The organism is Gluconacetobacter aggeris, from assembly GCF_014174395.1.
Classification (GTDB): domain Bacteria; phylum Pseudomonadota; class Alphaproteobacteria; order Acetobacterales; family Acetobacteraceae; genus Gluconacetobacter; species Gluconacetobacter aggeris.
Genome location: NZ_JABEQD010000005.1, coordinates 164,978 through 188,562 on the forward strand (window position 1 = coordinate 164,978; position 23,585 = coordinate 188,562).

General features: G+C 66.4%; 26 protein-coding genes and 1 tRNA gene. 20 read left to right on the forward strand and 7 right to left on the reverse strand.

The genetic code is table 11. From position 1 onward, the window contains the following. Nucleotides 1-4: 4 nt before the first annotated feature. Both cobS and HLH36_RS09655 read right to left on the reverse strand, forming a co-directional pair. On the reverse strand, nt 5-1,039 hold the full coding sequence (gene cobS / locus HLH36_RS09650) for a cobaltochelatase subunit CobS (RefSeq protein WP_182986177.1): 1,035 nt from the start codon (nt 1,037-1,039) through the stop codon (nt 5-7). Between the two features lie 168 nt (nt 1,040-1,207). Next, on the reverse strand, nt 1,208-1,810 hold the full coding sequence (locus HLH36_RS09655; protein ID WP_182986178.1) for a J domain-containing protein: 603 nt from the start codon (nt 1,808-1,810) through the stop codon (nt 1,208-1,210). A gap of 72 nt (nt 1,811-1,882) precedes the next feature. On the opposite strand from HLH36_RS09655, the gene HLH36_RS09660 reads away from it, so the two are divergent. Beyond that, nucleotides 1,883-2,224, forward strand: coding sequence for a BolA family protein (locus HLH36_RS09660; RefSeq protein WP_408871872.1), 342 nt, complete (start codon nt 1,883-1,885; stop codon nt 2,222-2,224). After that, on the forward strand, nt 2,221-2,829 hold the full coding sequence (locus tag HLH36_RS09665) for a LolA family protein (protein ID WP_182986179.1): 609 nt from the start codon (nt 2,221-2,223) through the stop codon (nt 2,827-2,829). Before HLH36_RS09660 ends, HLH36_RS09665 begins: the two co-directional genes overlap by 4 nt. 19 nt (nt 2,830-2,848) lie before the next feature. Here HLH36_RS09665 and lipB read toward each other — a convergent pair whose 3' ends face one another. Beyond that, complete coding sequence (gene lipB, locus HLH36_RS09670) at nt 2,849-3,547, reverse strand: lipoyl(octanoyl) transferase LipB (protein ID WP_182986180.1); 699 nt, start codon at nt 3,545-3,547, stop codon at nt 2,849-2,851. 56 nt (nt 3,548-3,603) lie between these two features. Here lipB and HLH36_RS09675 point away from each other — a divergent pair. From HLH36_RS09675 to moaA, 5 genes are all read left to right on the forward strand, one after another. Beyond that, a tRNA-Leu gene (locus tag HLH36_RS09675) sits at nt 3,604-3,689 on the forward strand. A 268-nt stretch (nt 3,690-3,957) separates the two neighbouring features. Further along, a complete protein-coding gene (galU, locus tag HLH36_RS09680) occupies nt 3,958-4,881 on the forward strand; it encodes a UTP--glucose-1-phosphate uridylyltransferase GalU (RefSeq protein ID WP_182986181.1) in 924 nt (307 codons plus the stop codon). A gap of 2 nt (nt 4,882-4,883) precedes the next feature. Further along, nucleotides 4,884-6,287 carry a phosphoglucomutase/phosphomannomutase PgmG gene (pgmG, locus tag HLH36_RS09685; protein WP_182986269.1) on the forward strand — a complete coding sequence of 468 codons (1,404 nt, stop codon included), beginning with the start codon at nt 4,884-4,886 and terminating at the stop codon, nt 6,285-6,287. Nucleotides 6,288-6,369: 82 nt separating this feature from the next. After that, entirely contained in the window at nt 6,370-6,555 is a 186-nt protein-coding gene (locus HLH36_RS09690; RefSeq protein WP_182986182.1) for a DUF3553 domain-containing protein, read from the forward strand. Between the two features lie 9 nt (nt 6,556-6,564). Beyond that, nucleotides 6,565-7,581, forward strand: coding sequence for a GTP 3',8-cyclase MoaA (moaA, locus tag HLH36_RS09695; RefSeq protein WP_182986183.1), 1,017 nt, complete (start codon nt 6,565-6,567; stop codon nt 7,579-7,581). Nucleotides 7,582-7,635: 54 nt separating this feature from the next. Here moaA and HLH36_RS09700 read toward each other — a convergent pair whose 3' ends face one another. Next, nucleotides 7,636-8,508, reverse strand: a complete 873-nt coding sequence (locus HLH36_RS09700) for a methyltransferase domain-containing protein (protein WP_182986184.1) — start codon at nt 8,506-8,508, stop codon at nt 7,636-7,638. A 41-nt stretch (nt 8,509-8,549) separates the two neighbouring features. Here HLH36_RS09700 and HLH36_RS09705 point away from each other — a divergent pair, with 41 nt between their 5' ends. The 5 genes from HLH36_RS09705 to HLH36_RS09725 all read left to right on the forward strand — a co-directional run bounded on the left by HLH36_RS09705 (nt 8,550) and on the right by HLH36_RS09725 (nt 12,010). Beyond that, entirely contained in the window at nt 8,550-9,380 is an 831-nt protein-coding gene (locus HLH36_RS09705; protein WP_246376660.1) for a ComF family protein, read from the forward strand. 69 nt (nt 9,381-9,449) lie between these two features. Then, nucleotides 9,450-9,710, forward strand: a complete 261-nt coding sequence (gene grxC, locus HLH36_RS09710; protein ID WP_182986185.1) for a glutaredoxin 3 — start codon at nt 9,450-9,452, stop codon at nt 9,708-9,710. A gap of 19 nt (nt 9,711-9,729) precedes the next feature. Beyond that, the gene (locus HLH36_RS09715; protein WP_182986186.1) at nt 9,730-10,170 is read left to right on the forward strand and encodes a DUF1178 family protein; all 441 of its coding nucleotides are present in this window, start codon (nt 9,730-9,732) and stop codon (nt 10,168-10,170) included. 43 nt (nt 10,171-10,213) lie between these two features. After that, nucleotides 10,214-10,747 (forward strand): DUF2147 domain-containing protein, encoded by a 534-nt coding sequence (locus HLH36_RS09720; RefSeq protein ID WP_408871873.1) that lies wholly within the window; start codon nt 10,214-10,216, stop codon nt 10,745-10,747. A gap of 33 nt (nt 10,748-10,780) precedes the next feature. Then, a complete protein-coding gene (locus HLH36_RS09725) occupies nt 10,781-12,010 on the forward strand; it encodes a lactonase family protein (protein ID WP_182986188.1) in 1,230 nt (409 codons plus the stop codon). A 23-nt stretch (nt 12,011-12,033) separates the two neighbouring features. On the opposite strand, the gene ubiG is transcribed toward HLH36_RS09725, so the two are convergent. Beyond that, nucleotides 12,034-12,789 carry a bifunctional 2-polyprenyl-6-hydroxyphenol methylase/3-demethylubiquinol 3-O-methyltransferase UbiG gene (gene ubiG / locus HLH36_RS09730; protein WP_182986189.1) on the reverse strand — a complete coding sequence of 252 codons (756 nt, stop codon included), beginning with the start codon at nt 12,787-12,789 and terminating at the stop codon, nt 12,034-12,036. 157 nt (nt 12,790-12,946) lie between these two features. Between ubiG and HLH36_RS09735 the strand changes: the two genes are divergently transcribed. The 6 genes from HLH36_RS09735 (at nt 12,947) to prfA (ending at nt 20,126) form a co-directional block, all read left to right on the forward strand. Further along, entirely contained in the window at nt 12,947-14,200 is a 1,254-nt protein-coding gene (locus HLH36_RS09735; protein WP_182986190.1) for an aspartate kinase, read from the forward strand. A 17-nt stretch (nt 14,201-14,217) separates the two neighbouring features. Continuing rightward, the gene (locus tag HLH36_RS09740) at nt 14,218-15,279 is read left to right on the forward strand and encodes an NAD(P)H-dependent flavin oxidoreductase (protein WP_338030424.1); all 1,062 of its coding nucleotides are present in this window, start codon (nt 14,218-14,220) and stop codon (nt 15,277-15,279) included. Further along, nucleotides 15,276-16,427: a helix-turn-helix domain-containing protein gene (locus tag HLH36_RS09745; RefSeq protein WP_338030425.1), complete on the forward strand. Its 1,152-nt coding sequence runs from the start codon at nt 15,276-15,278 to the stop codon at nt 16,425-16,427. The genes HLH36_RS09740 and HLH36_RS09745 overlap by 4 nt, the downstream gene beginning before the upstream one ends. 133 nt (nt 16,428-16,560) lie before the next feature. Further along, a complete protein-coding gene (ispG, locus tag HLH36_RS09750; protein ID WP_182986191.1) occupies nt 16,561-17,703 on the forward strand; it encodes a flavodoxin-dependent (E)-4-hydroxy-3-methylbut-2-enyl-diphosphate synthase in 1,143 nt (380 codons plus the stop codon). A gap of 110 nt (nt 17,704-17,813) precedes the next feature. Further along, complete coding sequence (hisS, locus tag HLH36_RS09755) at nt 17,814-19,064, forward strand: histidine--tRNA ligase (RefSeq protein ID WP_182986192.1); 1,251 nt, start codon at nt 17,814-17,816, stop codon at nt 19,062-19,064. Nucleotides 19,065-19,067: 3 nt separating this feature from the next. Then, nucleotides 19,068-20,126, forward strand: coding sequence for a peptide chain release factor 1 (prfA, locus tag HLH36_RS09760; RefSeq protein WP_182986193.1), 1,059 nt, complete (start codon nt 19,068-19,070; stop codon nt 20,124-20,126). A gap of 43 nt (nt 20,127-20,169) precedes the next feature. On the opposite strand, the gene HLH36_RS09765 is transcribed toward prfA, so the two are convergent. After that, nucleotides 20,170-20,634, reverse strand: coding sequence for a hypothetical protein (locus HLH36_RS09765; protein WP_182986194.1), 465 nt, complete (start codon nt 20,632-20,634; stop codon nt 20,170-20,172). Nucleotides 20,635-20,664: 30 nt separating this feature from the next. Between HLH36_RS09765 and prmC the strand changes: the two genes are divergently transcribed. Together prmC and HLH36_RS09775 are read left to right on the forward strand one after the other, a co-directional pair. After that, the gene (gene prmC / locus HLH36_RS09770; protein WP_182986195.1) at nt 20,665-21,549 is read left to right on the forward strand and encodes a peptide chain release factor N(5)-glutamine methyltransferase; all 885 of its coding nucleotides are present in this window, start codon (nt 20,665-20,667) and stop codon (nt 21,547-21,549) included. A 271-nt stretch (nt 21,550-21,820) separates the two neighbouring features. Then, complete coding sequence (locus HLH36_RS09775) at nt 21,821-22,255, forward strand: DUF4167 domain-containing protein (RefSeq protein WP_182986196.1); 435 nt, start codon at nt 21,821-21,823, stop codon at nt 22,253-22,255. Between the two features lie 47 nt (nt 22,256-22,302). Here HLH36_RS09775 and HLH36_RS09780 read toward each other — a convergent pair whose 3' ends face one another. Next, nucleotides 22,303-23,568: an adenosylmethionine--8-amino-7-oxononanoate transaminase gene (locus HLH36_RS09780; RefSeq protein WP_182986197.1), complete on the reverse strand. Its 1,266-nt coding sequence runs from the start codon at nt 23,566-23,568 to the stop codon at nt 22,303-22,305. Nucleotides 23,569-23,585: the final 17 nt, after the last annotated feature.

Here is a 23,585-nt window from a genome sequence, read left to right on the forward strand (position 1 = left end):
CCGATCAGCGCGCGCGCGGCGCGGTGCCGGTGGGGTCGACGTTGAAGCAGCGCTGGTAATATTCCGCCACCGTCTGCCGCTCCGCCTCGTCGCACTTGTTGAGGAAGGTGACCCGGAACGCGAATTCCAGGTCCTGGAAGATCCGATAATTCTCCGCCCAGCTGATCACCGTGCGCGGTGACATGACGGTGGAGATATCTCCGGCGATGAAGCCCGCGCGCGTCAGGTCGGCCAGGGCCACCATGCTCTCGATCCGCTTGCGGGCCGGCGCGTCGCTGGGATCGACGCCCATCTTGGCCATCACGATGGCCGTTTCCTGGGCGTGGGGCAGGTAGTTGAGGGTGGTTACGATATTCCAGCGATCCATCTGGCCCTGATTGATCTGCTGGGTGCCGTGATACAGGCCCGTCGTATCGCCCAGCCCGACCGTGTTGGCGGTGGCGAACAGGCGGAAGAACGGATGGGGGCGGATGACGCGGTTCTGGTCCAGCAGCGTCAGGTGGCCTTCGACTTCCAGCACGCGCTGGATGACGAACATCACGTCGGGGCGGCCGGCATCATATTCGTCGAACACCAGGGCGCACGGGCGTTGCAGCGCCCACGGCAGCAGGCCCTCGCGGAATTCCGTCACCTGCTTGCCGTCGCGCAGCACGATCGCATCCTTGCCGATCAGGTCGATGCGCGAGATGTGGCTGTCGAGATTGATGCGGATGCAGGGCCAGTTGAGGCGCGAGGCCACCTGTTCGACATGCGACGACTTGCCGGTGCCGTGATAGCCCTGGATCATGACCCGGCGGTTGAACGCGAAGCCCGCCAGGATCGCCAGCGTGGTATCGTGGTCGAAACGGTAGGTCGGGTCGGCATCGGGCACATGATCGGTGCGGATCGAGAAGGCGGGAACCTGCAGATCGCTGTCGATGCCGAAGATTTCGCGGGCCGAAACCGTCAGGTCGGGCGCGCCGGACAGGGCCGAGATCGGCGGCAGGGCCTCTCCGTTCTCGTCTACGGCTCCGGCTGTCAGGGTGGCGAGGTCATTCATAGGGGTTGCATCCGTCACGGCTGGTAGGTCCGGACACGCCATGATGTGGCGTTGTCCCGCATCCTGTTCTGGTCTCTGGCTTCCTGTCTTCGGCGCCCGGTTGGTGCCTGCGGCGTTCTCTCGACGTTTCCGGTGTCACTATAGACGCTATCGCCGGCAAGGCCATGCCTACGCGGTACGTTCCAGGTCGGCTTCCCGCGCCGAGGCAAGGTGGGCGCGCAGCGTGGTGTAGGCGACGTTGATGCTCTTCAGCAGTTCCTCCGACTGGCGGTCGCCGCCATTGGCGTCGGGATGATGCCGCCGTGCCAGGTCCTTGTAGCGCATTTTCAGCTCGTCCATCGACAGCGGCCAGTCCAGGCCGAGCATGTCCAGCGGCTGGCGCAGCGCCTCGGGCATGTCGGGGCGGGCCGGGGTGCCGGCGCGTGGCCCGGTGCGGCGCGCGCCGTCCATCAAATCCATCGGGTCGATGAAATCGTCCGGCCCGAGGCGGGCGGCGCGCTGGCCCAGCCGCCAGGAGGGGCGGTTCCAGGACACGTCATCGCGGATATGTGCCTCGATCTGGCCGGGGGACATGCCTTTATAATAATCCCACCGTGCATTGTACTCGCGCACATGGGGCAGACAGAACCAGAAATACTCGTTCAGCGCATCGCGTGACTTCGGTGCGCGGTAGCCGGCATTCTCGTCGCATCCGGCCATGTCGCAGCACCGGGCCGGCGCATCCGGATCGGGGTCGAAAGCCCGGTGACGTGTGTTCTTTCGGGTCATCATCTGGCGTTATGTGCGTTCGAACCGTATTCGTGCAAGAGCCAAGAGAGACAGTCAGTAGAGGGAACGGGAACAGTGAACAGCACGGAACATGCGCATGCGGCACCGCCTCTGGCCGAGGACAGGAGAGTGGGCCGGATCGGCCGGGCGCTCCGCGCGCAACTGGCTCCGAGCCTGATCGAAATCGAGGATGACAGCGGCCGTCATGCCGGGCATGCGGGGATGCGCGGGGCCCCCGCAGGGGGCGAGACCCATTTCAATGTGCTGGTGGTCAGCGCCGCGTTCGACGGGTTGGCGCGCGTGCAGCGGTCGCGGCTGGTGCATGAGCTGCTGGCGCCGGAATTTGCCTCCGGCCTGCATGCGCTGTCGCTGACATTGCGCACGCCTGCCGAGCAGGCCCGGATCGCGGGCGCATGAGCCGTCGCGTCATCCTGTCGCGCCGGCTTTTCCTGGCCGCGCCCCTGGCCGTGGCGGCCTGCCAGGCATCGCCCGGCGCGGTGGACGTGCATGACGTCGCGCGGGTCGAACGCTACCTGAACACCACGCACGGTCTGACCGCCCAGGTTGTTCAGACCTGGCCCGATGGCGGGGTCGGAGAGGGGACGCTGTCCTACGAACCGGGCAATCTGCGTCTGGATTACCGGACGCCGCACCCGATGCGGCTGGTGGCGGCGGGCGGGCACCTGGTGTTTCGTGACGCGCAGCGCCAGTCGGTGACGCGGATGAACCTGTCGCACCAGCCGCTGGGGCTGTTGCTGGCCACGCCCGTGCATCTGGGGGGCGCGGTGGTCGTTACCGCGATCCGGCACGGTGCCAATGTGCTGCAGATCTCGATGGCGCGCAGCGACAATCCGTCGCAGGGCCTGTTGACGCTGGGATTCTCCGATTTCGCCGGGCAATTGTCGCTGGTCGCGATCGACCTGATGGATGCGCGGCGCAACAGCACGCGCCTGCATCTGACCGGTGTGCGGACCGGGACGGACTTCCCGCCCGATTTCTTTTCACTGAGCGCGCCGCTGTAACCCGGCGCGCTTTTTGCCGTCAGGCATCCCCGATCGGCGTCGGGGTGCTGCCGAACAGATCCTGCCAGTTGGCGCGCAGCGCCTCGTCCACGGTGGCCATGTCCACGTTGCGGCCCAGCTCGTGCAGGCTGGTCACGCCGTGCTCGCGGATGCCGCAGGGCACGATGCCCTCGAAATGGGCCAGATTCGGCGCCACGTTCAGCGCCACGCCATGCCAGCAGGTCCAGCGCGTAACCCGGACGCCCAGGGCCGCGACCTTGCTTTCGCGCCCGGTGAGGGGATCGACGACCCAGACGCCGATTCTGTCCGCGCGCCGTTCGCCCGTCACGTCGAACCGGCGCAATGTCCGGATCAGCCATTCTTCCAGCGCATGGACATAGGCGCGCAGGTCGCGTGCCGGCACCGTGCCCTGCTGGCTGGTGAGGTCCAGCATTACATAGGCCACCCGCTGGCCCGGACCGTGATAGGTCCATTGCCCGCCCCGGCCGGCGGCATGGGTGGGGAATCCGGAGGGATTGAACAGATCTTCCTGCCGGGCCGATGTGCCGGCCGTGTAGGTGGGGGGATGTTCCAGCAGCCAGACCCGTTCGGGCAGGCTGCCGTCGCGGATTCCCGCCACCTGTCGCTCCATCCCGGCGATCGCGTCGGGGTAGGGAACCGGTACCCGGCTTGAATTCCACAGAATTGTCTTTTCGGTCATTGCCCCTCGAACCTGCATCGTCTATACGGCCTTCCGTCACACGGTATCGCTCAGGCGGTAACCGATGTCACGGTGCGGTCGTGGCGGAATGGTAGACGCGCAAGCTTGAGGTGCTTGTGGGGGCAACCCCGTGGAAGTTCGAGTCTTCTCGACCGCACCAATCGACAGGCCGGCATGGCCGGCAACGATTGGTTCTCAGCTGAAATCAGAGCGAAATGCGACCTCCACCATCTCGGTGGCAGCCCGTCGGCGCGTGCTGTTTTATGGCGCTCTCATGTGGCATGATGGCCGGCCGAAGAGGCCTGGGAGGGGCAGCCTTCTGGCCCATCGTCTTATTTTGCCTCACTTAAGTCATTTTTTTTTACCATTTATCAGTTAGAACGAAATGCGGGCACGGTCGTTGTTTTCATACGCCGCGACCGTTCGTGATGCGTGCGTGTGCTCTGAATTTCAACGATGGATCGAAGGTAACGCTTGTGATCAAACCCTTGCGAAAAGCCGTGCTTCCGGTCGCCGGCCTCGGCACCCGTTTCCTCCCGGCGACCAAGGCCATGCCCAAGGAAATGCTGACGGTCGTCGACAAGCCGCTGATCCAGTATGCCATCGACGAGGCCCGTGCCGCCGGTATCGAGGAATTCTGCCTGATTACCGGCCGGGGCAAGGATTCGCTGATCGATTACTTCGACGTCGCCTTCGAGCTGGAAACGACGCTGCGCGAACGCAACAAGCAGGAAGCGCTGGACGCGCTGGCGCCCAGCAGCATCGCCGCCGGCGCGCTGATTGCCGTTCGCCAGCAGGAGCCGCTTGGCCTGGGTCATGCGATCTGGTGCGCGCGCAGCTTTATCGGTGACGACCCGTTCGCGATTCTGCTGCCCGACGATCTGGTCAAGAGCAGCGTGCCGTGCCTGAAGCAACTGGTGGATGCCTATAACCGGACCGGCGGCAATGTCGTCGCGGTGAGCGAAGTCCCGCGCGAGCATACCAGCCGCTATGGCATCCTGAAGACGGGCAAGGACGATGGCCGTATCGTCGAGGTGACGGGACTGGTCGAGAAGCCCAAGCCCGAGGAAGCGCCGTCCAACCTCTCGATCATCGGGCGCTATGTCCTGACGGCCGACGTCATGAAGCATCTGGCCAAGCTGGAGCGCGGTGCGGGCGGCGAAGTGCAGTTGACGGATGCGATGGCCAAGGTGATCGGGCATGTTCCCTTCCATGGCCTGCGCTATGAGGGTCAGCGTTTCGACTGCGGCAACAAGCTGGGCTATCTGGAGGCGCAGATCGCCATGTCGATCGATCGGCCGGATCTGGGCGATTCGGTGCGTGCGTTCCTGAAGAACTATATCGACGCGTGATGGTGGCGTTCGCGCACGGCTTCGATTCCACGAGCCTGCGCGAATACGATATCAGGGGAATCGTCGGAAAGACCCTGCATCCGCGTGATGCCTATGCGATCGGACGGACGTTCGGCAGCATGGTGGCACGAGCGGGCGGTCGGACGATCGCGGTCGGCTATGATGGCCGGCTATCCTCTCCCGAATTGGAGGCCGCCCTGGTCAGCGGGGCTGTCGCCTCGGGTGTTGAAGTGCTGCGCGTCGGTCTCGGGCCGACGCCGATGCTGTATTTCGCGTCCACCGTCATGGACGCTGACGGCGCGGTCATGGTGACCGGCAGCCATAATCCGCCCGATCATAACGGGTTCAAGATGATATTGGCGGGCCAGCCTTTCTTCGGTTCGCGCATCAGGGAGCTGGGGGATCTCGCGGCATGTGGTGACGTGGTGCCCGAACGTGCCGGCAGCGTGCGGGATGTCGATATCCGGCAGGCCTATGCCGCGCGTCTGGCGCGCGACTGGGATGGTGGCGCGCGCCGGCTGAAGATCGTCTGGGACAATGGCAATGGCGCCGCCGGCGAGGTCCTGGCGGAACTGGTGCGGCAGATCCCCGGTGAGCATACGATCCTGAACGGAGCGATCGACGGCCGCTTTCCGGCCCATCATCCGGACCCGACCATTCCGCGGAACCTTGCCCAATTGACCGCCGCCGTGCGCGACACGGGTGCCGATATCGGCATTGCCTTCGATGGCGATGCCGACCGGATCGGGGTGGTGGACGACAGGGGCGAGATCCTGTGGAGTGACCAGCTTCTGGTGCTTCTGGCGCGCGATGTGCTGCGTGCCCGGCCGGGCAGCACGGTCATTGCCGATGTAAAGGCCAGTCAGGTTCTGTTCGACGAGGTGGGCAGGGCGGGTGGACTGCCGCTGATGTGGCGCAGCGGCCATTCGCCCATCAAGGCCAGGATGGTGGAAACCGGCGCGCCTCTGGCCGGCGAGATGTCGGGCCATATTTTCTTTGCCGACAGATGGTTCGGGTTTGACGACGCGCTGTATGCGGCGGTTCGCGTGCTGGGAATGGTGGCCCGGATGGAAACGACGCTGTCTGCGGCGCGCGAGACTCTGCCCAGGATGGTCAGCACGCCTGAACTGCGTTTCGACTGTCCCGATGCGCGCAAATTCCTGGTGATCGAGGATGTGGCGGCGCGGTTGGCTGAAGAAGGCGCCGACATGTCGACGATTGACGGCGTGCGGGTGAACAGCGCGGATGGATGGTGGCTGCTGCGGGCCTCCAACACCCAGGCCATGCTGGTGGCGCGAGCGGAAAGCGCAACCCAGGAGGGGCTGGAACGACTGAAGGCGGCCCTGACCGCGCAACTGGAACGCGCAGGCGTGGCGGCGCCCGATTTCGCTGGCGAAGGACACTGAGTGGGACGGGTCTCCGGCCTTTGAATATCTCGGCGCAGGCTGGTAACCTGTCTGGCAGCCGGTTTCCGGAGGCTTATGTCGCGTGACCGATGTGCTGCCTTTTCGTTCGTTCCTGGAGCCGGGGCAGTTCGTCCGCCATCCGGATCATCCGGAATGGGGAGTGGGCCAGGTGCAGTCGGCCATTGCCCATCGGGTTACGGTCAATTTCGAGGATCAGGGCAAGGTGCTGATCGATGCGTCGGTCGTCATGCTGACGGTCATTTCCTGAAGGGTAGGCATGGGTACGCCGTTCCTCGATTCTCTCGGCCGGACCGTTACTTACCTGCGGGTTTCCGTCACCGACCGGTGCGACATGCGCTGCGTGTACTGCATGGCGGAAACCATGTCGTTTCTGCCCAAGGCCGAAATCCTGACCTATGCGGAACTGGAGCGGCTCTGCGCCGCTTTCATCCGCAGTGGCGTGACACGGCTGCGCGTCACCGGGGGCGAGCCGCTGGTGCGGCGGGATATCGGCAGTTTTTTCCAGACGATGGGGCAATGGCTGAACCGGACGGGCGGGGACGGCCATCTGGACGAACTGACCGTAACGACCAACGGGTCGCGGCTGGCGGAGCATGCCGACATGCTGGCCCGGTCGGGGGTACGGCGTGTCAATATCAGCCTGGATTCGCTTGATTCTGAAAAATTTCATCGCATCACCCGGCGCGGCAATCTCGATCAGACGCTGGCGGGTGTCCGCGCGGCGCGTGCGGCCGGGCTGGCGATCCGCATCAATACGGTGGCGATGGCCGGGGTGAATGACGACGAGTTCGATACGCTGCTGGCATGGTGCGGCGAAATCGGCGCCGATCTGTGCCTGATCGAGACCATGCCGATGGGCGAGACGGGCGAAGACCGGTCCGATCGGTATCTGCCATTGTCGAGCGTGCGCGCCGACCTTTCGCGGCGCTGGACGCTGGAGCCGCTGGCTGAGCGTACAGGAGGGCCGGCGCGCTACCTGCGGGTGCAGGAGACCGGGCGCAGGTTGGGGCTGATCACCCCGATGACCCATAATTTCTGTGAAAGCTGTAACCGCGTGCGGCTGTCCTGCACCGGGCAACTTTATCCGTGCCTGGGGAACGAAGGGGCAACGGACCTGCGGCAGCCCCTGCGGGACGGGGCCAGTGATGCCGACCTGCTGCGCCTGGTGCAGTCGGCCATCCTGCGCAAGCCGAAGGGGCATGATTTCGTCATCGGACGGCGGGTGGACGACCCTGCCGCCATACGCCGGCATATGAGTGTGACCGGCGGTTAATCCGATTGGGGACATGCCTCCAATCGATCAGAATTATTTTTTATATTCAGTAGATTATTCCATTTTCTTTATCGCATCCTCAAGCGATATCGAAAAGGCGCCGGGCTGCAGGGGCTGGGGTTGGCTGTCTGCCGGGGCCCAGCCGGTCATGATCGCCACGCGTAGCGGGACGGACAGATGCGCATCGTCGGCCTCCGGCGTCAGGCTGGCGAGGGCGGCGGGAAACAGTTCGGGGCGCGGACTCTGCCGGCTGCGCAATCTCAGGGCATTGGTCTCGCCGGCCGCGCGCAAATCGCATAGCAGGGCCATGGATGAGCGATAGGCCAGGGTCAGCGTCTCCACATCCGCGACCGGCAGGGCGAAGCCCGCGCGCTGCAGCAGGGATGCGCAGTCCCTGAGGTCCGGGAAGGGCGATACTCTTGGTGCGGCGCCCCCGGTCAGCGCGCATTCGGCCTCGGTCAGGGCTCGGCGCAGTTCTCCCAGGGTCGGCAGGACGGGGATGCTGGCCAGGAACAGCCCGTCGGGCTTCAGCGCGTGGCGGATCTGCGCCAGCGCGCCGGGCAGGTCGTTGACCCAATGCAGGGACAGGTTGGCGACGACCAGGTCGAAGGTACCGGGGCCGAAGGGCAGCCATTCCTCGTCCGCGCACAGGACCGTTCCGCCGTTCACCTGTGCCATCTTCGGGGAGAGGTCGCACGACACGACGCTGTCGATCCCGCGTGCGCGCAACTGGGCCCCCACCACGCCACGGCCACCGATATCCAGCGCCGCGCTGAAGCGGTAGGTCGTGTCGTCCAGCCGGTCCAGGAGCCTGTCCGCGACTTCCTGCAGGACGGGGGCCACCCTGTGCACCAGCGGGGCGGCGCGATCGCGGTGACGGCGCACGGCGGCACGGTCGAAAATCACGGGATCGTTCATGGGGTGCATGTGCCCTTCCGGATCGGCGATGCCAATGGCACCTTTGCGTGATGGTTGGCACGACAGGCGATGCGGGGGAAACCCGATCAGGACGGGGCGGGGCAGGCGGCCTGCCGCGACGCATGGCCGGGCGTGTGCTCGATATGCTTCTGCCACCCGACTGCCCAGCCTGTCACCAGCCGGTCGACCGCGCCGGCCTGTTGTGCCCGGACTGTTTCCGCTCGATGCGCTTCATTGCCGACCCGTGCTGCGCGCGGTGTGGCCAGCCCTTCGCGGCATCGGCCCCCGGTGGCGCGGGCCGCGTCTGTGCCCCGTGCCTGGATGCGCCGCCGCCGTGGCGATCGGGCCGGGCGGCACTGAGCTATGACGAGTGGTCGCGCCCCCTGATCCTGCGCCTGAAATACGCCGATCGCACCGATCTGGCCCCCCTGCTGGCGCGGCATATGGTGCGTGCCGGTCGCGACCTGCTGGGTGAGGCCGATCTGCTGGTGCCGGTGCCGCTGCACAGGGGCCGCCTGTTCCGCCGCCGCTACAACCAGGCCGGGCTGCTGGCGGGGGCGATCGGCCGGATCGCGCACCTGCCGGTGCTGCCGGATGCGCTGGTTCGCGTGCGGAAGACGCCGGCGCTGGCGCGGCTGGGAGCGGGCGCGCGCCAGGAGGTATTGCGGGGGGCGATCGCCGTGCGGCCGTCGCGCCGGGAGCGTCTTGTCGGCCGGCGGATCGTCCTGATCGATGACGTGATGACGACGGGGGCGACATTGGGCGCCTGTGCGCGGGCTGTGCTGGCGGCCGGCGCGGCATCGGCGGACGTGCTGGTCGCCGCCCGCGCTCCGGACCCGGCGCGGGCCGACGCGAACGGTTGGAGGGCATCTGTCGGGTAACGGTATAGTGCCGGGGCACAAATGCGCTATGTCTTCAAAATCGGTTACTTTCCTTGTTCGAGGATCGGAATGCCCAGCATCGAAGTCTATACCCAGCCAGGCTGCCCCTATTGCGTTCGTGCCGTGCGCCTGCTGCAGCAGAAGGGCGCGCATTTCACCGAAATCCGGGCCCTGCACGGCACGGCCGAGCGGCAGGAGGCCAGGGAGCGGTCTGGCGGCCGGACAACCGTGCCGCAGATCTTCATCAACGGGCAGCATATCGGCGGCTGCGACGACCTGATGGCGCTGGAACAGCGGGGCGAACTCGATCCGCTGCTGCGGGCGGCCTGACGGGGCATCGGGGGGTAGCGTGATCTGCTATCAGCTGCGGTGCGGCGCGGGGCATGAATTCGAAGGCTGGTTTCCCGGCAGTGCCGCGTTCGACGATCAGGCGTGCCGGAACCTTCTGTCCTGTCCGCAATGCGGCACGTCCGATGTCGCGCGTGCCCTGATGGCACCGGCCGTGCGGACCGCGCCGGCCCGCGTGCCGGAGGGGGAGCGGCCGCGCCCCGAGGCAGGGGCGGCCGTTCCCGCCGCGATGATGGCCGCGATGCAGCGCCTGAGACAGTATGTCGAGGAACGATGCGAGAATGTCGGCGCTAAATTCGCCGATGAAGCGTTGAAGATCCATCGCGGGGATGCCGAACAGCGCGGCATCTACGGGCAGGCATCGGAAGAAGAGTGCGATCGCCTGGCCGATGAGGGAGTCGAGATCATGGCCATACCATGGGTTCCGCGTGCCGACGGCTGATCGCACGCAGGGACGGGGACCGGAGCCGGGGGCCGGAAGCAAGATGGAACGCATGCACGACAGAACAAGCCGATGGGCTGGCATGATCCCATTCCCGCAAGGGCGGCGTCATGGATTGCGGCTGTTGGCAGCCCTGGGAGGGCTGGCCCTTCTGGCGTCGAATCCGTGGCCGGCGGGCGCGGCGGAGGTTACCGCGGCGCGGGACGCATCGCCCGTGCTCGGGCAATGGGAAACGCGGGAGCATGACGGCGTCTTCGAGATCAAGCCCTGTGGTGGCGAACTGTGCGGCCGGCTGGTTGGCATGCGCTATACGGGCGAGATTCCGAAGGCCAAGGACGGGACATCGGAATGCGGCCTGCTGATGCTGACCGGATTCGTTCCTGATTCGGACGATGCCGGGCGCTGGAACGGACATATCCTCGATCCCGATAGCGGGAAGGTCTACCAGGCGCAGATCTGGTCGCCCCGCGATGGTGTGCTGAAACTCAGGGGCTATGTGGGCATTCCTCTGTTTGGCGAAACCCACACCTGGGCACGCTATGGCGGCACGATCGGAGCGCGCTGCCAGATGCCGTGAGCCGCCTCTTTCTCAACGGAATTCGTGAGCGACATGAACCCATTCATTTCACGACGCGCCCTGCTGGCCGGGCTGGCCGCGTCGGGCATTCCCCTTGCCGCATCGTGGCCTGCCCGGGCCGCGATCCCGGCCAGGGCGCGGACATTGTGCTATATTGGCGGCTACAACAAACATGCGCCGCCCGGAGGGGCGGGGAATGGGCAGGGTATCGCGCTCTTCGAGATGAACCCGACGACCGGCGCGCTGGCGCCGGTTTCGACCTTCACGGATATTGCCAGCCCGTCCTTCATTACCCTGTCCGCCGACCATCGCTTCCTGTACGCGCTGAGCGAGATCGACGATTTCAACGGCAAGCATGACGGCAGCGTCACCGCGTTTGCGGTCGACCGGCTGTCGGGCGAGCTGACTCGGCTGAATGTCGTGTCGTCGGGCGGGGCGGTGCCGTGCCATCTCAGCGTCCATCATTCCGGGCAGTACGTCCTGGTGGCCAATTATGTCGGTGGCAGCGTGGGCGTCCTGCCCATCCGTCCGGATGGCAGCTTGGGCGAACCGACGGACATCGTACGGAATTCCGGCCCGCGCATGCCGGAACGGGCACAGGACAATCCACCGGGTAATTTCGCGGTCAGCGACCATTCCGGGCCGCATGTGCATATGGTGGCCAGTGACCAGTCGGGGAATTTCGTCCTGGCCTGCGACGCCGGGCTGGACCGGGTCTATGTCTGGACGCTGGATCTGGCGACGGGCAAGCTCAAACCCGCCGCGAAGCCCTTCCTCTCGCTGATGCCCGGATCGGCCCCGCGCCATTTCTCCTTCAGCCACGATGGGCGGACGCTGTACATCCTGTGCGAACAGGATTCCAAGATTGTCGTCGCCGCGTTCGATCCCGCGACCGGCACGATCACCCCGCAGCAGCGGGTCAGCACCGTCACCTCCTATTTCCAGGGCAGCACGCTGGCGGCGGGAATCCTGCTGTCACCCAACGGCCGGTATATCTATGCATCGAACAGGCTGGGGGATTCCCTGGCCGTCTTCCGTGCCGGCCCCGATGGATTGCTGACCCTGGTCGACGAAGTCTGGATGCATGCCGATTACGGGCGGGCCATGATGTTCGACCCGTCCGGCACGTTTCTGTTCTGCGCCAACCAGCGCAGCGATTCCGTCACGTCGTTCCGTGTCGACCCCGAAACCGGCGCGCTGGATTTCACCTGGCACTTCACCGCCGTCGGCAGCCCCACCACCTTCGCGTTCTTCCAGCTTTAACCGGACGCGCCGGAGCCGGGATATTATCCCGGCACGGCCAGGCTGGCGATATAGTTGACGCCGAGGTCGCGGCTTTCGCGCCAGCCGGTCAGGCCGGGTGTCATGCCAGCGATGTCCGATACCCGCAAGCCTGCCTGGCCGGCGAAGGTGCCGAGTTCGGCCGGCGTGATGAATTTCCGCCATTCATGGGTGCCGACGGGTAACAGGCGCAGGATGTATTCCGCGCCGATCTTTGCCGTCGCCAGCGAGCGCAGCGTGCGGTTCAGGGTCGAGACGATGATGATGCCGCCCGGTTCCACCATGTCGGCCAGCAGGCGCAGGAAGGCAGCGGGATCGGCGACATGCTCGATCACTTCCAGCGCCGAGACCGCGTCGAAGCGCGCCCCTTCGGCCCGCAGATCCTCGGCACTGCCGGCGCGATAGGCGAGGCGGCCCGCGCCGGACGGCAGCGGGTGGGCCTGCGCATGGGCGCGCGCGGCCTCGATCGCGGCCTCGGATGCGTCCAGGCCCAGCACGTCATAGCCCATACGGGCCAGCCCCTCGCTGGCCAGGCCGGCGCCGCAGCCGATATCCAGCAGGCGGGTCACGGGCGCGGATTCCCCGGCGCGCGGTGCCGGCAGGTGGCGCCTCGCCCAGTCCAGGCGCAGGCCGTTCATGGCATGCAGGGGCCGCATCGGGCCGGACGGGTCCCACCAGCGATCGGCCAGGGCGCTGAAGCGGGCGATTTCGTCCGGAACGACGGACGGGCCGCCCGAATGGACCGAATCGTTGACCTGCATGGCGTCAGCACCTCCACATCTGGCTTCTCCCGCTGGACGGCGCAGCGGGGGAAGGGTATGTGACGCGCCTTGCAGATAACCGCAATGCCCCGTCCGCTGCCCCAGCGGCCCCAGACGGGCTGGAACGGCCCCCGCGCCGAACTGGAGAGCCCTTTCGATGTCCCGTCATACTCCGCGGATCGTCATGAAATTCGGTGGCACCTCTGTGGCCGACCTCGACCGAATTCGCGCGGTGGCGGAAAAAGTACGCAAGCAGGTCGAGGCGGGATGCGAGGTCGCGGTGGTGGTCTCGGCCATGTCCGGCGTCACCAACCAGTTGGTCGGCTATTGCCAGTCGCTGTCGCCGCTGCACGATGCCCGGGAATATGACGCGGTCGTCGCCACCGGCGAGCAGGTCACCAGCGGCCTGCTGGCCATTGCGCTGCAGACGATCGGGGTCGAGGCCCGGTCCTGGCTGGGGTGGCAGATCCCGCTGCGCACCGATGCGGCGCATGGCAAGGCGCGTATCGGCTCGATCGACGGCGATGCGCTGGTGGAACGCATGCAGGCCGGCCAGGTGCCGATCATCGCCGGCTTCCAGGGCGTGGCCCCCGACGGGCGCATCACGACGCTGGGGCGCGGCGGGTCCGATACCTCGGCCGTCGCCATTGCGGCCGCCATCGGGGCCGACCGGTGTGATATCTATACCGATGTCGACGGGATCTACACGACTGACCCGCGCATTGTTGCGAGGGCACGGAAGCTGGATAAGATCACGTATGAGGAAATGTTGGAGCTGGCGTCGGTCGGGGCGAAAGTCCTGCAGACCCGCAGCGTCGAGCTGGCAATGAAGGAACGGGTGCGCGTGCAGGTGCTGTCGAGCTTCGTCGATGGCCCGGCCCCGTCGGAAGGCAACCTGCCCGGATCATTAGTGGTGGATGAGGACGAGATCGTGGAAAAGGAACTGGTCGCCGGCATAGCCTATTCGCGCGACGAAGCGAAGCTGTCGGTCCGGCGCATTCCGGACCGTCCCGGGATCGCGGCCGCGATCTTCGGCCCGCTGACGGCGGCGAACGTGAATGTCGACATGATCGTGCAGAGTACCGGCGCCGACGGCCTGACGAACATGACCTTCACCACCTCCAGGACCGATCTGGCCCGTGCCATCCAGTCGCTGGAAGCGTCGCGGGATGTCATTCAGTACGGCGAGCTGGTGACGGATGACGACGTGGTGAAGATCAGCGTCGTCGGCATCGGCATGCGTTCGCATGCCGGGGTGGCGAACCTGATGTTCCGTACCCTGTCGGACCGCAACATCAATATTCAGGTCATTTCGACCAGCGAAATCAAGGTCTCGGTGCTGATCGCCGCGGAATATGCCGAACTGGCCGTGCGGGCGCTGCATACGGCCTACGGCCTCGACGCGGCCTGATGGCGATGGAGATACGCGTGACGCAGCCGGTGGGCGACGCGAGGCAGCGGGAAGCGGCCCGCGCCCGCCTGGACCGCCTGTGGGCGCCCGGCACGCAGTTCCTGGGGAGCGAGGTCGCGATCCTGGGTGGCGCCATGTCGTGGGTCAGCGAACGGAACCTGGTCTCGGCCATTTCCAATGCAGGCGGTTTCGGCGTGCTGGCCTGCGGGGCGATGGAGCCCGACCGCCTGGCCGAGGAAATCGCCGCGACCCAGGCGCTGACCAGCCGCCCCTTTGGCGTCAACCTGATCACGATGCATCCGCGCCTGGACGATCTGGTCCAGGTCTGCCTTGCGGCCGGTGTGTCGCATGTCGTGCTGGCCGGCGGGATTCCGCCCGGCCCGGCGATCCGGGCGCTGAAGGATGGCGGGGCGAAGGTCATCGCCTTTACCCCGGCGCTGGTCCTGGCCAAGCGGCTGGTGCGCATGGGCGTCGATGCGCTGGTGATCGAGGGGGCGGAGGCCGGCGGGCATATCGGGCCGGTGTCGCTGACCGTGCTGGCGCAGGAAGTGCTGCCCCATATCCGCTCGGTTCCCGTATTCGTCGCGGGCGGGCTGGGGCGGGGTGAGGCCATCCTGTCCTATCTGGAACAGGGTGCGGCCGGTGCGCAGCTCGGCACGCGTTTTGCCGCCTCGACGGAAAGCATCGCCCATGAGCGTTTCAAGGCGGCCTTCGTGCGGGCCAATGCGCGTGACGCGGTGACGTCGGTCCAGCTTGACGAGCGTTTCCCGGTCATTCCGGTGCGCGGCCTGTCGAACGAGGGTGGGCGGGCGTTCCTGCGCCATCAGGCCGAGACGATTCGCCGCTATCTGGACGGGGAACTGACCAAGGAAGCGGCCCAGCTCGATATCGAACATTTCTGGGCGGGTTCGCTGCGCCGGGCGGTGATCGAGGGCGACGTGGAAAACGGCTCGGTCATGGCTGGCCAGTCGGTCGGCATGATCACGTCGGTTCAGCCTGTGGCCGCCATCATCGCCGAGCTGGTCGAGCAGGCCGTCGATGCCCTGGTGCGACGCGATGAGGCCGCGGGTGAGCCGTGAGTGACGAGGACGCCCGGACGACGCTGAACGATTCCGGTGCCAGGGCCCCCACGGGGGCGGCTGGCGTTGGACCGGCCCTGCGGGCGCGGCGCGAGCAGCTTGGCTGGGCGCTGCCCGACGTCGCGACCTGGCTGCGGATACGCCTGTCGTTTCTCGAGGCGATGGAAGAGGGGCGGGTCAAGGACCTGCCGGGAAATGTCTATACGCTCGGCTTCCTGCGCACCTATGCGCAGGCGCTGGGCCTGGATGCCGACGCGGTGGTCACGCGCTTCAAGGCCGATGCGCGGGACAGCATCGACTGCAAGCCCGAACTTTCCTTTCCGGCCCCGGCATCCACTGGTGCGATACCGGTCGGCGTCATGGTGCTTCTGGGGGGGGTGATCATCGTGCTGGCCTATGTCGGCTGGTACCGGATGACCGACGGGCAATCCGCGCCGCCGCAACCCGTTCCCTCGGTTTTCTCCGCCATTCCGGGCATGACGCGCCAGGCGCCGACCTCGCCGCAGGTCGCCTCGGTTCTGCCGCCGGAACGTGCGCCCATTCCGCCGCGACCGCTGCCGGAGCCGGAGAAATCGGCGATCACCGATGGGGATATTCCCGCGGAGCCCACGCCGGTGCCGGGCAGCCAGGTCGAGCAGGGCGCGTCTCCGGCCGCGCCTGTTGCCGTACCGTCCATGACCCAACCTGCCGCGCCGGGCACGGCGCCGGCCGCCGTGATGCCGGCTCCGGCGCAGGCCCCAGTTCAGGCCCCGGCGGCTGCCGCGCCTGCCGGGCAGATCGTCCTGACCGCCTCGGCCCAGACCTGGGTGCAGGTCAGGGTTGCTGGTGGGCCGGTGATTTACGACCATGTCCTGCAGGCCGGCGAGAGCTGGTCCGCGCCGCGGGACAAGACGGATCTTCTGCTGACGGTCGGCAATGCCGGCGGGCTGGTGGTCAGCGCCGATGGCGTGACGACCCAGCCTCTGGGCAGGAACGGCGCGGTGCGCCGCAATCTGCCGCTGACGCGCGATGCCGTTCGCAGCGGCAGCATCGTGGCTGCGCTGCCTGCGCCGGCGGTGCGCCCGGCCCAGGCGGCGCCCCCGGAGCGGGTGGACGGCGCGGGGCATCCTGCGGCGCCGCTGCCCGCGCCTGCGAAAAGCGGGGAGTAAAAGGGCTGGGACCGGCTGCGGCCGGTCTGGCCAAACCGAACGGTTTTTGGCAGGAAGCATGCACGGAAAGGCGGCGCGCCGTCATGCCGGCGGATAGAACAATGTTATCATCGCCTCATCCGGAGGGCAGACAATGAGCAGCTATCGTCCCTATCAGTATATCGAACGGCGCAAGTCGCGGCAGATCCATGTCGGCAAGGTGGCGGTGGGCGGCGACGCGCCGATTTCCGTCCAGACCATGACCAACACGCTGACGACCGATGCCGAGGCGACGATCGCGCAGATCCGGCGGGCAGAGCTGGCAGGCGTCGATATCGTGCGCGTGTCGTGCCCCGACGAGGAGAGCACCGCCGCGCTGGCGGAGATCGTGCGCGAGGTCAATGTGCCGATCGTTGCCGACATCCATTTCCACTACAAGCGCGCGATCGAGGCCGCACAGGCCGGCGCGGCCTGCCTGCGCATCAATCCGGGCAATATCGGCAGCGCGGAGCGCGTGCGCGAGGTGGTGAAGGCGGCCAAGGATTATGGCTGCTCGATCCGCATCGGCGTGAATGCCGGATCGCTGGAAAAGCATCTTCTGGAAAAATACGGTGAGCCCAACCCGGACGCGCTGGTCGAAAGCGCGCTGGAGCATGCCAAGATCCTGGAAGACCATGATTTCCATGAATTCAAGATCAGCGTGAAGGCATCGGATGTCTTCCTGGCCGTTGCCGCCTATCAGCAACTGGCCGAGGTCTGCGACCATCCGCTGCATATCGGCATCACCGAGGCGGGCAGCAAGCGGGCCGGCACCGTCAAATCCTCGATCGGGCTGGGCAACCTGCTGTGGGCCGGCGTGGGCGACACGATGCGCGTGTCGCTGTCGGCCGAACCCGAGGAGGAAGTGCTGGTCGGCTGGGATATCCTGAAGTCGCTGGGCCTGCGCCATCGCGGCGTGAAGATCATTTCCTGCCCGTCCTGCGCGCGGCAGGGCTTCAACGTGATCCAGACCGTGCAGACGCTGGAAGATCGTCTGGCGCATATCCAGACGCCGCTGACGCTGTCGATCATCGGCTGCGTGGTCAACGGGCCCGGTGAGGCGCTGATGACCGATATCGGCGTGACCGGCGGTGGCTCGGGCCGCCACATGGTCTATGCCGCCGGCCGGCAGGACCATACGATCGCGGCGGATTCGATGATCGACCACATCGTCGACATGGTCGAGAAGAAGGCCGAGATCCTTCGTGCCGAGGAAGAGGCCGCGAAGGCGGCGGAGGCGGTCGTCGCCGCCCAGTAAGGACGCGTCCGGCCGGCAGGGCCGGGCCTGCAAAACCTGCCGTCCTTTACTGTGTTCCGTCCCGTTCGGGACGGAACACATATGAGATCTAGAAACAGGAACATCGATCCGTGAGCAGCCTGCAACCCGTCCGTGGTACCCATGACCTGATCGGCGAGGGGCAGCGGCGCCATGCCCATGTGGTCGATACCGCGCGGCGCATCGCGGGCCTGTATGGTTTCGATGAATGGTCCACCCCGATCTTCGAGGATACGCGGGTCTTTGCGCGCTCGCTGGGCGATACGTCCGACGTGGTGTCGAAGGAGATGTATTCCTTCGAGGACCGGGGCGGCGAATCCCTGACCCTGCGGCCCGAGGGCACGGCGGGCGTGTGCCGCGCCCTGGTGACCAATGGCCTGACCCAGTCCCTGCCGCAGAAAGTGTTCTATGCCGGGCCGATGTTCCGCTACGAGCGCCCGCAGAAGGGACGGTATCGCCAGTTTCACCAGATCGGTGCCGAACTGATCGGCGCGGCCGAACCGCTGGCCGATGCCGAAGTGATCGCGATGGGGCGCGATATCCTGAAGGCGCTGGGCATTGCCGACGATACGGTGGTGGAACTGAACACGCTGGGCGATACGGAGAGCCGCGCCGCGTGGCGTGCCGCGCTGATTGCCTATTTCACCGAATACAAGGACCAGTTGTCCGACGACAGCCGCGCCCGTCTGGAGCGCAATCCGTTGCGCATCCTCGACAGCAAGGCGCCGCAGGACCGGGCGCTGGTGGCCGATGCGCCGCTGATCGGTGCCTTCCTGACCGACGAAGCTCGGACCTTCTGGGACGATCTGCGCTCGGCGCTGGATCTGCTGGGCGTGCCGTTCCGCGAGAATCCGGGCATCGTGCGCGGTCTGGATTATTACGGACACACGACCTTCGAATTCGTGACCGAGAAGCTGGGCACCCAGGGCACGGTGCTGGCCGGCGGCCGCTATGACGGGCTGGTGGCCGAAATGGGCGGCCCGCGCACGCCGGCCATCGGCTGGGCCGGCGGGATCGAACGGCTGGCCCTGCTGCTGGATAGTGCGCCGGCGGCGCCGCGCCCGGTGGCCGTGGTGCCGATGGGCGAAGGTGCTGGCGGCGCGGCGGTGATGCTGTTGCAGGCCCTGCGCGCCCATGGCGTGCGGGCGGAAATCGCCTATCGCGGCAATGCCAAGCGCCGGATGGAGCGGGCGAACCGGATCGGCGCCACCCATGCGGTGCTGATCGGCGATGACGAGGTGGCGCGCGGCGTGGCGCAGGTGAAGGCGCTGGATGAAGGGTCGCAGAACGAGCTGGCGCTGGACGCGGTCGCACCCTATCTGGCCGGGGCGGCTGGCCGCTAAGCCATGAGTCTCGACGACAGGCTGGACCGGATTGTTGGCCGGGCGGAAGAGTTGCAGGACATGCTTGCCCAGGGGCTGGTAGGCGAGGCGTTCAGCAAGGCATCGCGCGAATATGCCGAGCTGGAGCCCATCGTCAGCCGCATCGGTGCGCTGCGCCAGGCGGAGCGGGAGGCGCTTCAGTCCGAATCGCTGCTGGCCGATCCGGAAATGCGCGAACTGGCCGAGGCTGAACTGGGCGAATTGCGCGGCCGGATCGTGGAACTGCGCCAGGATATCCGCATTGCCATGCTGCCGCGCGATGAAGCTGACGAGCGCAGTGCCATCCTGGAAATCCGTCCCGCCGCCGGCGGGGACGAGGCGGCCCTGTTCGCCCGGGAACTGTTCGACGCCTATCGCCGCTATGCCGCCCTGCGCGGCTGGCGTTTCGAGGTGATGGAGTTCGACGAATCGGAACTGGGCGGCCTGCGCGAAGGGATCGCCACCATCGCCGGGCGGGGCGTGTTCGCTCGCCTGAAATACGAATCGGGCGTGCATCGGGTGCAGCGCGTGCCTGCCACCGAGAACCAGGGGCGCATCCATACCTCGACCGTGACGGTCGCCATGCTGCCCGAGGCGGGCGAGGTCGACGTCCAGATCAACGACAGCGACCTGCGCATCGATGTCTACCGGGCTTCGGGCGCCGGTGGGCAGCATGTCAACAAGACCGAGAGCGCGGTGCGCATCACTCATCTGCCGACCGGCGTGGTGGTGGCGATGCAGGAAGAAAAGAGCCAGCACAAGAACCGTGCCAAGGCGATGAAGATCCTGATGTCGCGCCTGTACGAGCGCGAGCGCGCCACCGCCCATGCCAGCCGCGCCGCCGACCGCAAGTCACAGGTCGGCACCGGGGACCGGTCGGAGCGCATCCGGACCTATAATTTCCCGCAGGGGCGGGTGACCGACCACCGGATCAACCTCACGGCCTACAAGATCGACCGGGTGATGCTGGGTGAGCTCGACGAATTCATCGATGCCCTGATCCAGGACGAGCAGGCCAGCCTGCTGGCCGCCGAGGGCCTGTAAACGCGCGCCGGATCGTCACCTGCGCGCGTTTACAGTCAGCTTCTCAAGACGTGGGAACGGAGCAGATCGAGGACCGGCCGGGCTGGCGTTCGACCACCGTTGGGTCGTCCGGGTCGGCGAGGTAGAATTCGGTGAAGTTGCGGGTGCCCAGCGCGTTCAGCGTGCGCCCGTCCGGATGATGCAGCATGCCGCCGCCATTGACCTCGTGCGTTTCCGTCCGCCCGTCGGGCGTGCGTATGGTAATTTCGCCGCACAACGCATAGGTGTGGTTGACGCGCCCGGCCGCGGTCTCGACCTGGACGGCGCGTTGCGGCACCGTTGCATCGAGGCGGATCGTGGCGGCAAGCTGTTCGTCGACATATAGGCGGGAGATCTCGGAAATCTCGTTATCCGCGCGGCCGTCGACGACGGTGAAGGTGCCCGCCCGGGCAGAGCGGGCCGCCGAGGCCAGGACCGCGCCTGCCCCCAGAAATACAAGGATTTTCCATGAACGAGACTGCGGCATCATGGTGCCAGAGTAGGACGGATGTCGCCTGAAATGAAAGAGGACGTGCTGGCCGTGCCGGGAGAGGGTGCCGATCTGCGGACATGCCTCGGCTGGGGCGGGGCGCAATTGCGTGACGCCGGCGTGGACGATCCGCGTCGTGAGGCGCGGCTGCTGATGGCCCATGTCCTCAGGACCGATCTGGCCGGCTTGCTGGCCCGCGAGCGGATCGGCGATTCCGAGCGGATTGCTTTCCTGTCGGCAGTGCGGCGCCGTGCGGCGCGCGAGCCGATGGCGCATATTACCGGCCGGGCCGGATTCTGGTCGCTGGAACTGGAAACCTCGCCCGCGACGCTGATCCCTCGTGCCGACAGCGAAACGCTGATCGAGGCCCTGCTGGATTATCGTCCCGCGCGCGAACAGGTCGGCAGCGTGCTCGACCTGGGAACCGGGACCGGGTGCCTGCTGCTGGCGGCGCTGAGCGAGTATCGCGGGGCATGGGGCGTGGGCGTGGATATCGCGCCCGATGCCGCGCGCCTGGCCGCGCGTAATGCCCGGCAGGCGGGGCTGGATGGACGGTGCGTCATGCTGGCGGCCGACTGGGCATCGTCGATTCGGGGGACGTTCGATGTGGTGTTCAGCAATCCGCCCTATATCCCGCGTGGCGATCTGGCTGGCCTGATGCCCGATGTGCGGGAGTACGAGCCCGCCCGCGCGCTGGATGGCGGCAGGGATGGGCTGGATGCCTACAGGGCACTGACGGAGGCCTTACCCTTGCTTCTGGCGCATGATGGGGTTGCTATTTTCGAGATCGGGATCGGGCAGGAGCATAGCATGCCGTCCCTGGCGCGGCAGTCCGGGCTGGAAATCGTGGATATCCGCGCCGATCTGGGCGGCATTCCGCGTGCTGTACTGATGCGGCATCGGCGAGATGCGTGAAAAACCATTTGGCAGACCGGATATAAGGGCATAGATTGGCGATGGAATGCGGGCGGGGGTTTTTACCTTTCCGAGATGCCGCGTACCGATCCTGAATGCATGAAAACGGAAATGACCGCACGGATGCGTGCAGGGGCCCGGGTCGTTGTATCATGCCGCAGGGTCAGATGCCGGGCTGCATGCCAGGCGCTCAGAATGACAATAGGGGATGGTTGGCCCCGGCGGTCGCAGGCAAATGGCGGCCGTTAACAGGAAAGTGCTGCGACAGCTTATGAACATGAAACGCATGCGGGGCCGGCACCATCGTTCGGGCGGCAGCAATGGCGGAAGTGTACGCCAGCAGAACGGCCAGATCCCCCTCAATCGTAACCATGTGTTCGACAGTAATGGGCCGGATCTGCGGATTCGCGGCACCGCCCAGCAATTGTTTGAAAAATACCTGCAGCTTGGGCGCGATGCCAGCGGCGCGGGCGACCGCGTGATGGCCGAGGCCTATTTCCAGCATGCCGAACATTATTTCCGCATCCTGAACGCCATGACCCAGGCGGCGCAGCAGAACCAGCAGGAACGCCAGGAGCGGCATGCCCGCCAGCGCCCCATGGCGGTGAGCGAAGGGGATGACGCGGCCGAGGAAGGTGCCGAGGAAACGGCTTCTGAAAAAGCCCGTCCGGGATCGGACACGGAACTGGCGCCGGTCGAAGCCTGATTTGTCGCGGGACCGGCGGTCGGCCGCCGGTCCAAGCGCCTATCGTGTCACGGGGCGTCGGCCAGGACGGTGCGAATGGCGCCTGTCAGCCGTGCGAGTTCCGGCTTTGTCACCGTGAAGGCCGGCGTCAGATAGACGATCGAACGGAAGGGGCGCACCCAGACGCCCTGTTCGACCAGCCTGGCCTTCAGGCGGTTCATGTCGTTGATGCGGTCCAGTTCGACCACGCCGATCGCGCCCATGACCCGAACGTCACGCACGGCGGGCAGGTGACGGCAGGGCTCCAGTTCGTCGCGCATCTGGGCCCCGATCGCCGCGACCTGTTCCAGGCGCGGTTCGCGCTCGAACAGGTCCAGCGACGCATTGGCGCAGGCGCAGGCCAGCGGATTGGCCATGAAGGTCGGGCCGTGCATCAGCGCATGCATCGGGTTATCCGACAGGAAGGCCGCGAAGACGTGGCGCCGCGCCACGGTGGCGGCCAGCGGAACCGTCCCGCCCGACAATGCCTTTGAGAGTGTGAGGATGTCCGGTACGATATCGGCCTGCTGGCAGGCGAACATCGTGCCGGTACGACCGAAGCCGGTAAAGATCTCGTCCAGGATCAGCAGGACGCCATGCCGGTCGGCGATGTCGCGCAGGCGCCGCAGGGTTGCGGCGTCATGGAACAGCATGCCGCCCGCGCCCTGGACCAGCGGTTCGACCAGGATCGCGGCCACGCGCCGGCCTTCGGTTTCCATCAATTGTTCCAGCGCGGCGGTGGACTGATCGTCACGCGGCAAGTCGGTGATGAAATGCTGGGGCAGGATGCCGGCGAACAGGCTGTGCATGCCTTCTTCCGGGTCGCACACCGCCATCGTTGCCAGCGTGTCGCCATGATAGCCGCCGCGAAATGCGACCAGGCGGGTGCGCCCCTTCTGGCCCCGGTTCAGCCAGTATTGCATCGCCATCTTGATCGCGACCTCGACCGCGACCGAGCCGGAATCGGAAAAGAAGACGCGCTCCAGATCGCCCGGCAGCAGATCGGCCAGTCGGTGCGCCAGGCGCAGCGCGGGCTCATGCACCAGCCCGCCGAACATGACATGGGGCATGCGCGTGAGCTGCTCGATGGCCGCCTGGCGGATATGCGGGTGATTATAGCCATGGCAGGCAGTCCACCAGGATGCGATGCCATCGACCAGCTCCCGCCCGTCGGCCAGGCGAATCCGGCACCCTTCCGTCGATGTCGCGGGCAAGGGGGGCGAGACCGTCTGCATCTGGGTATAGGGGAGCCAGATATGCGGCAGGCCAGCTTCGAACCAGTCCGGTCCGGTCATGGGCTTTACTCTCCTTG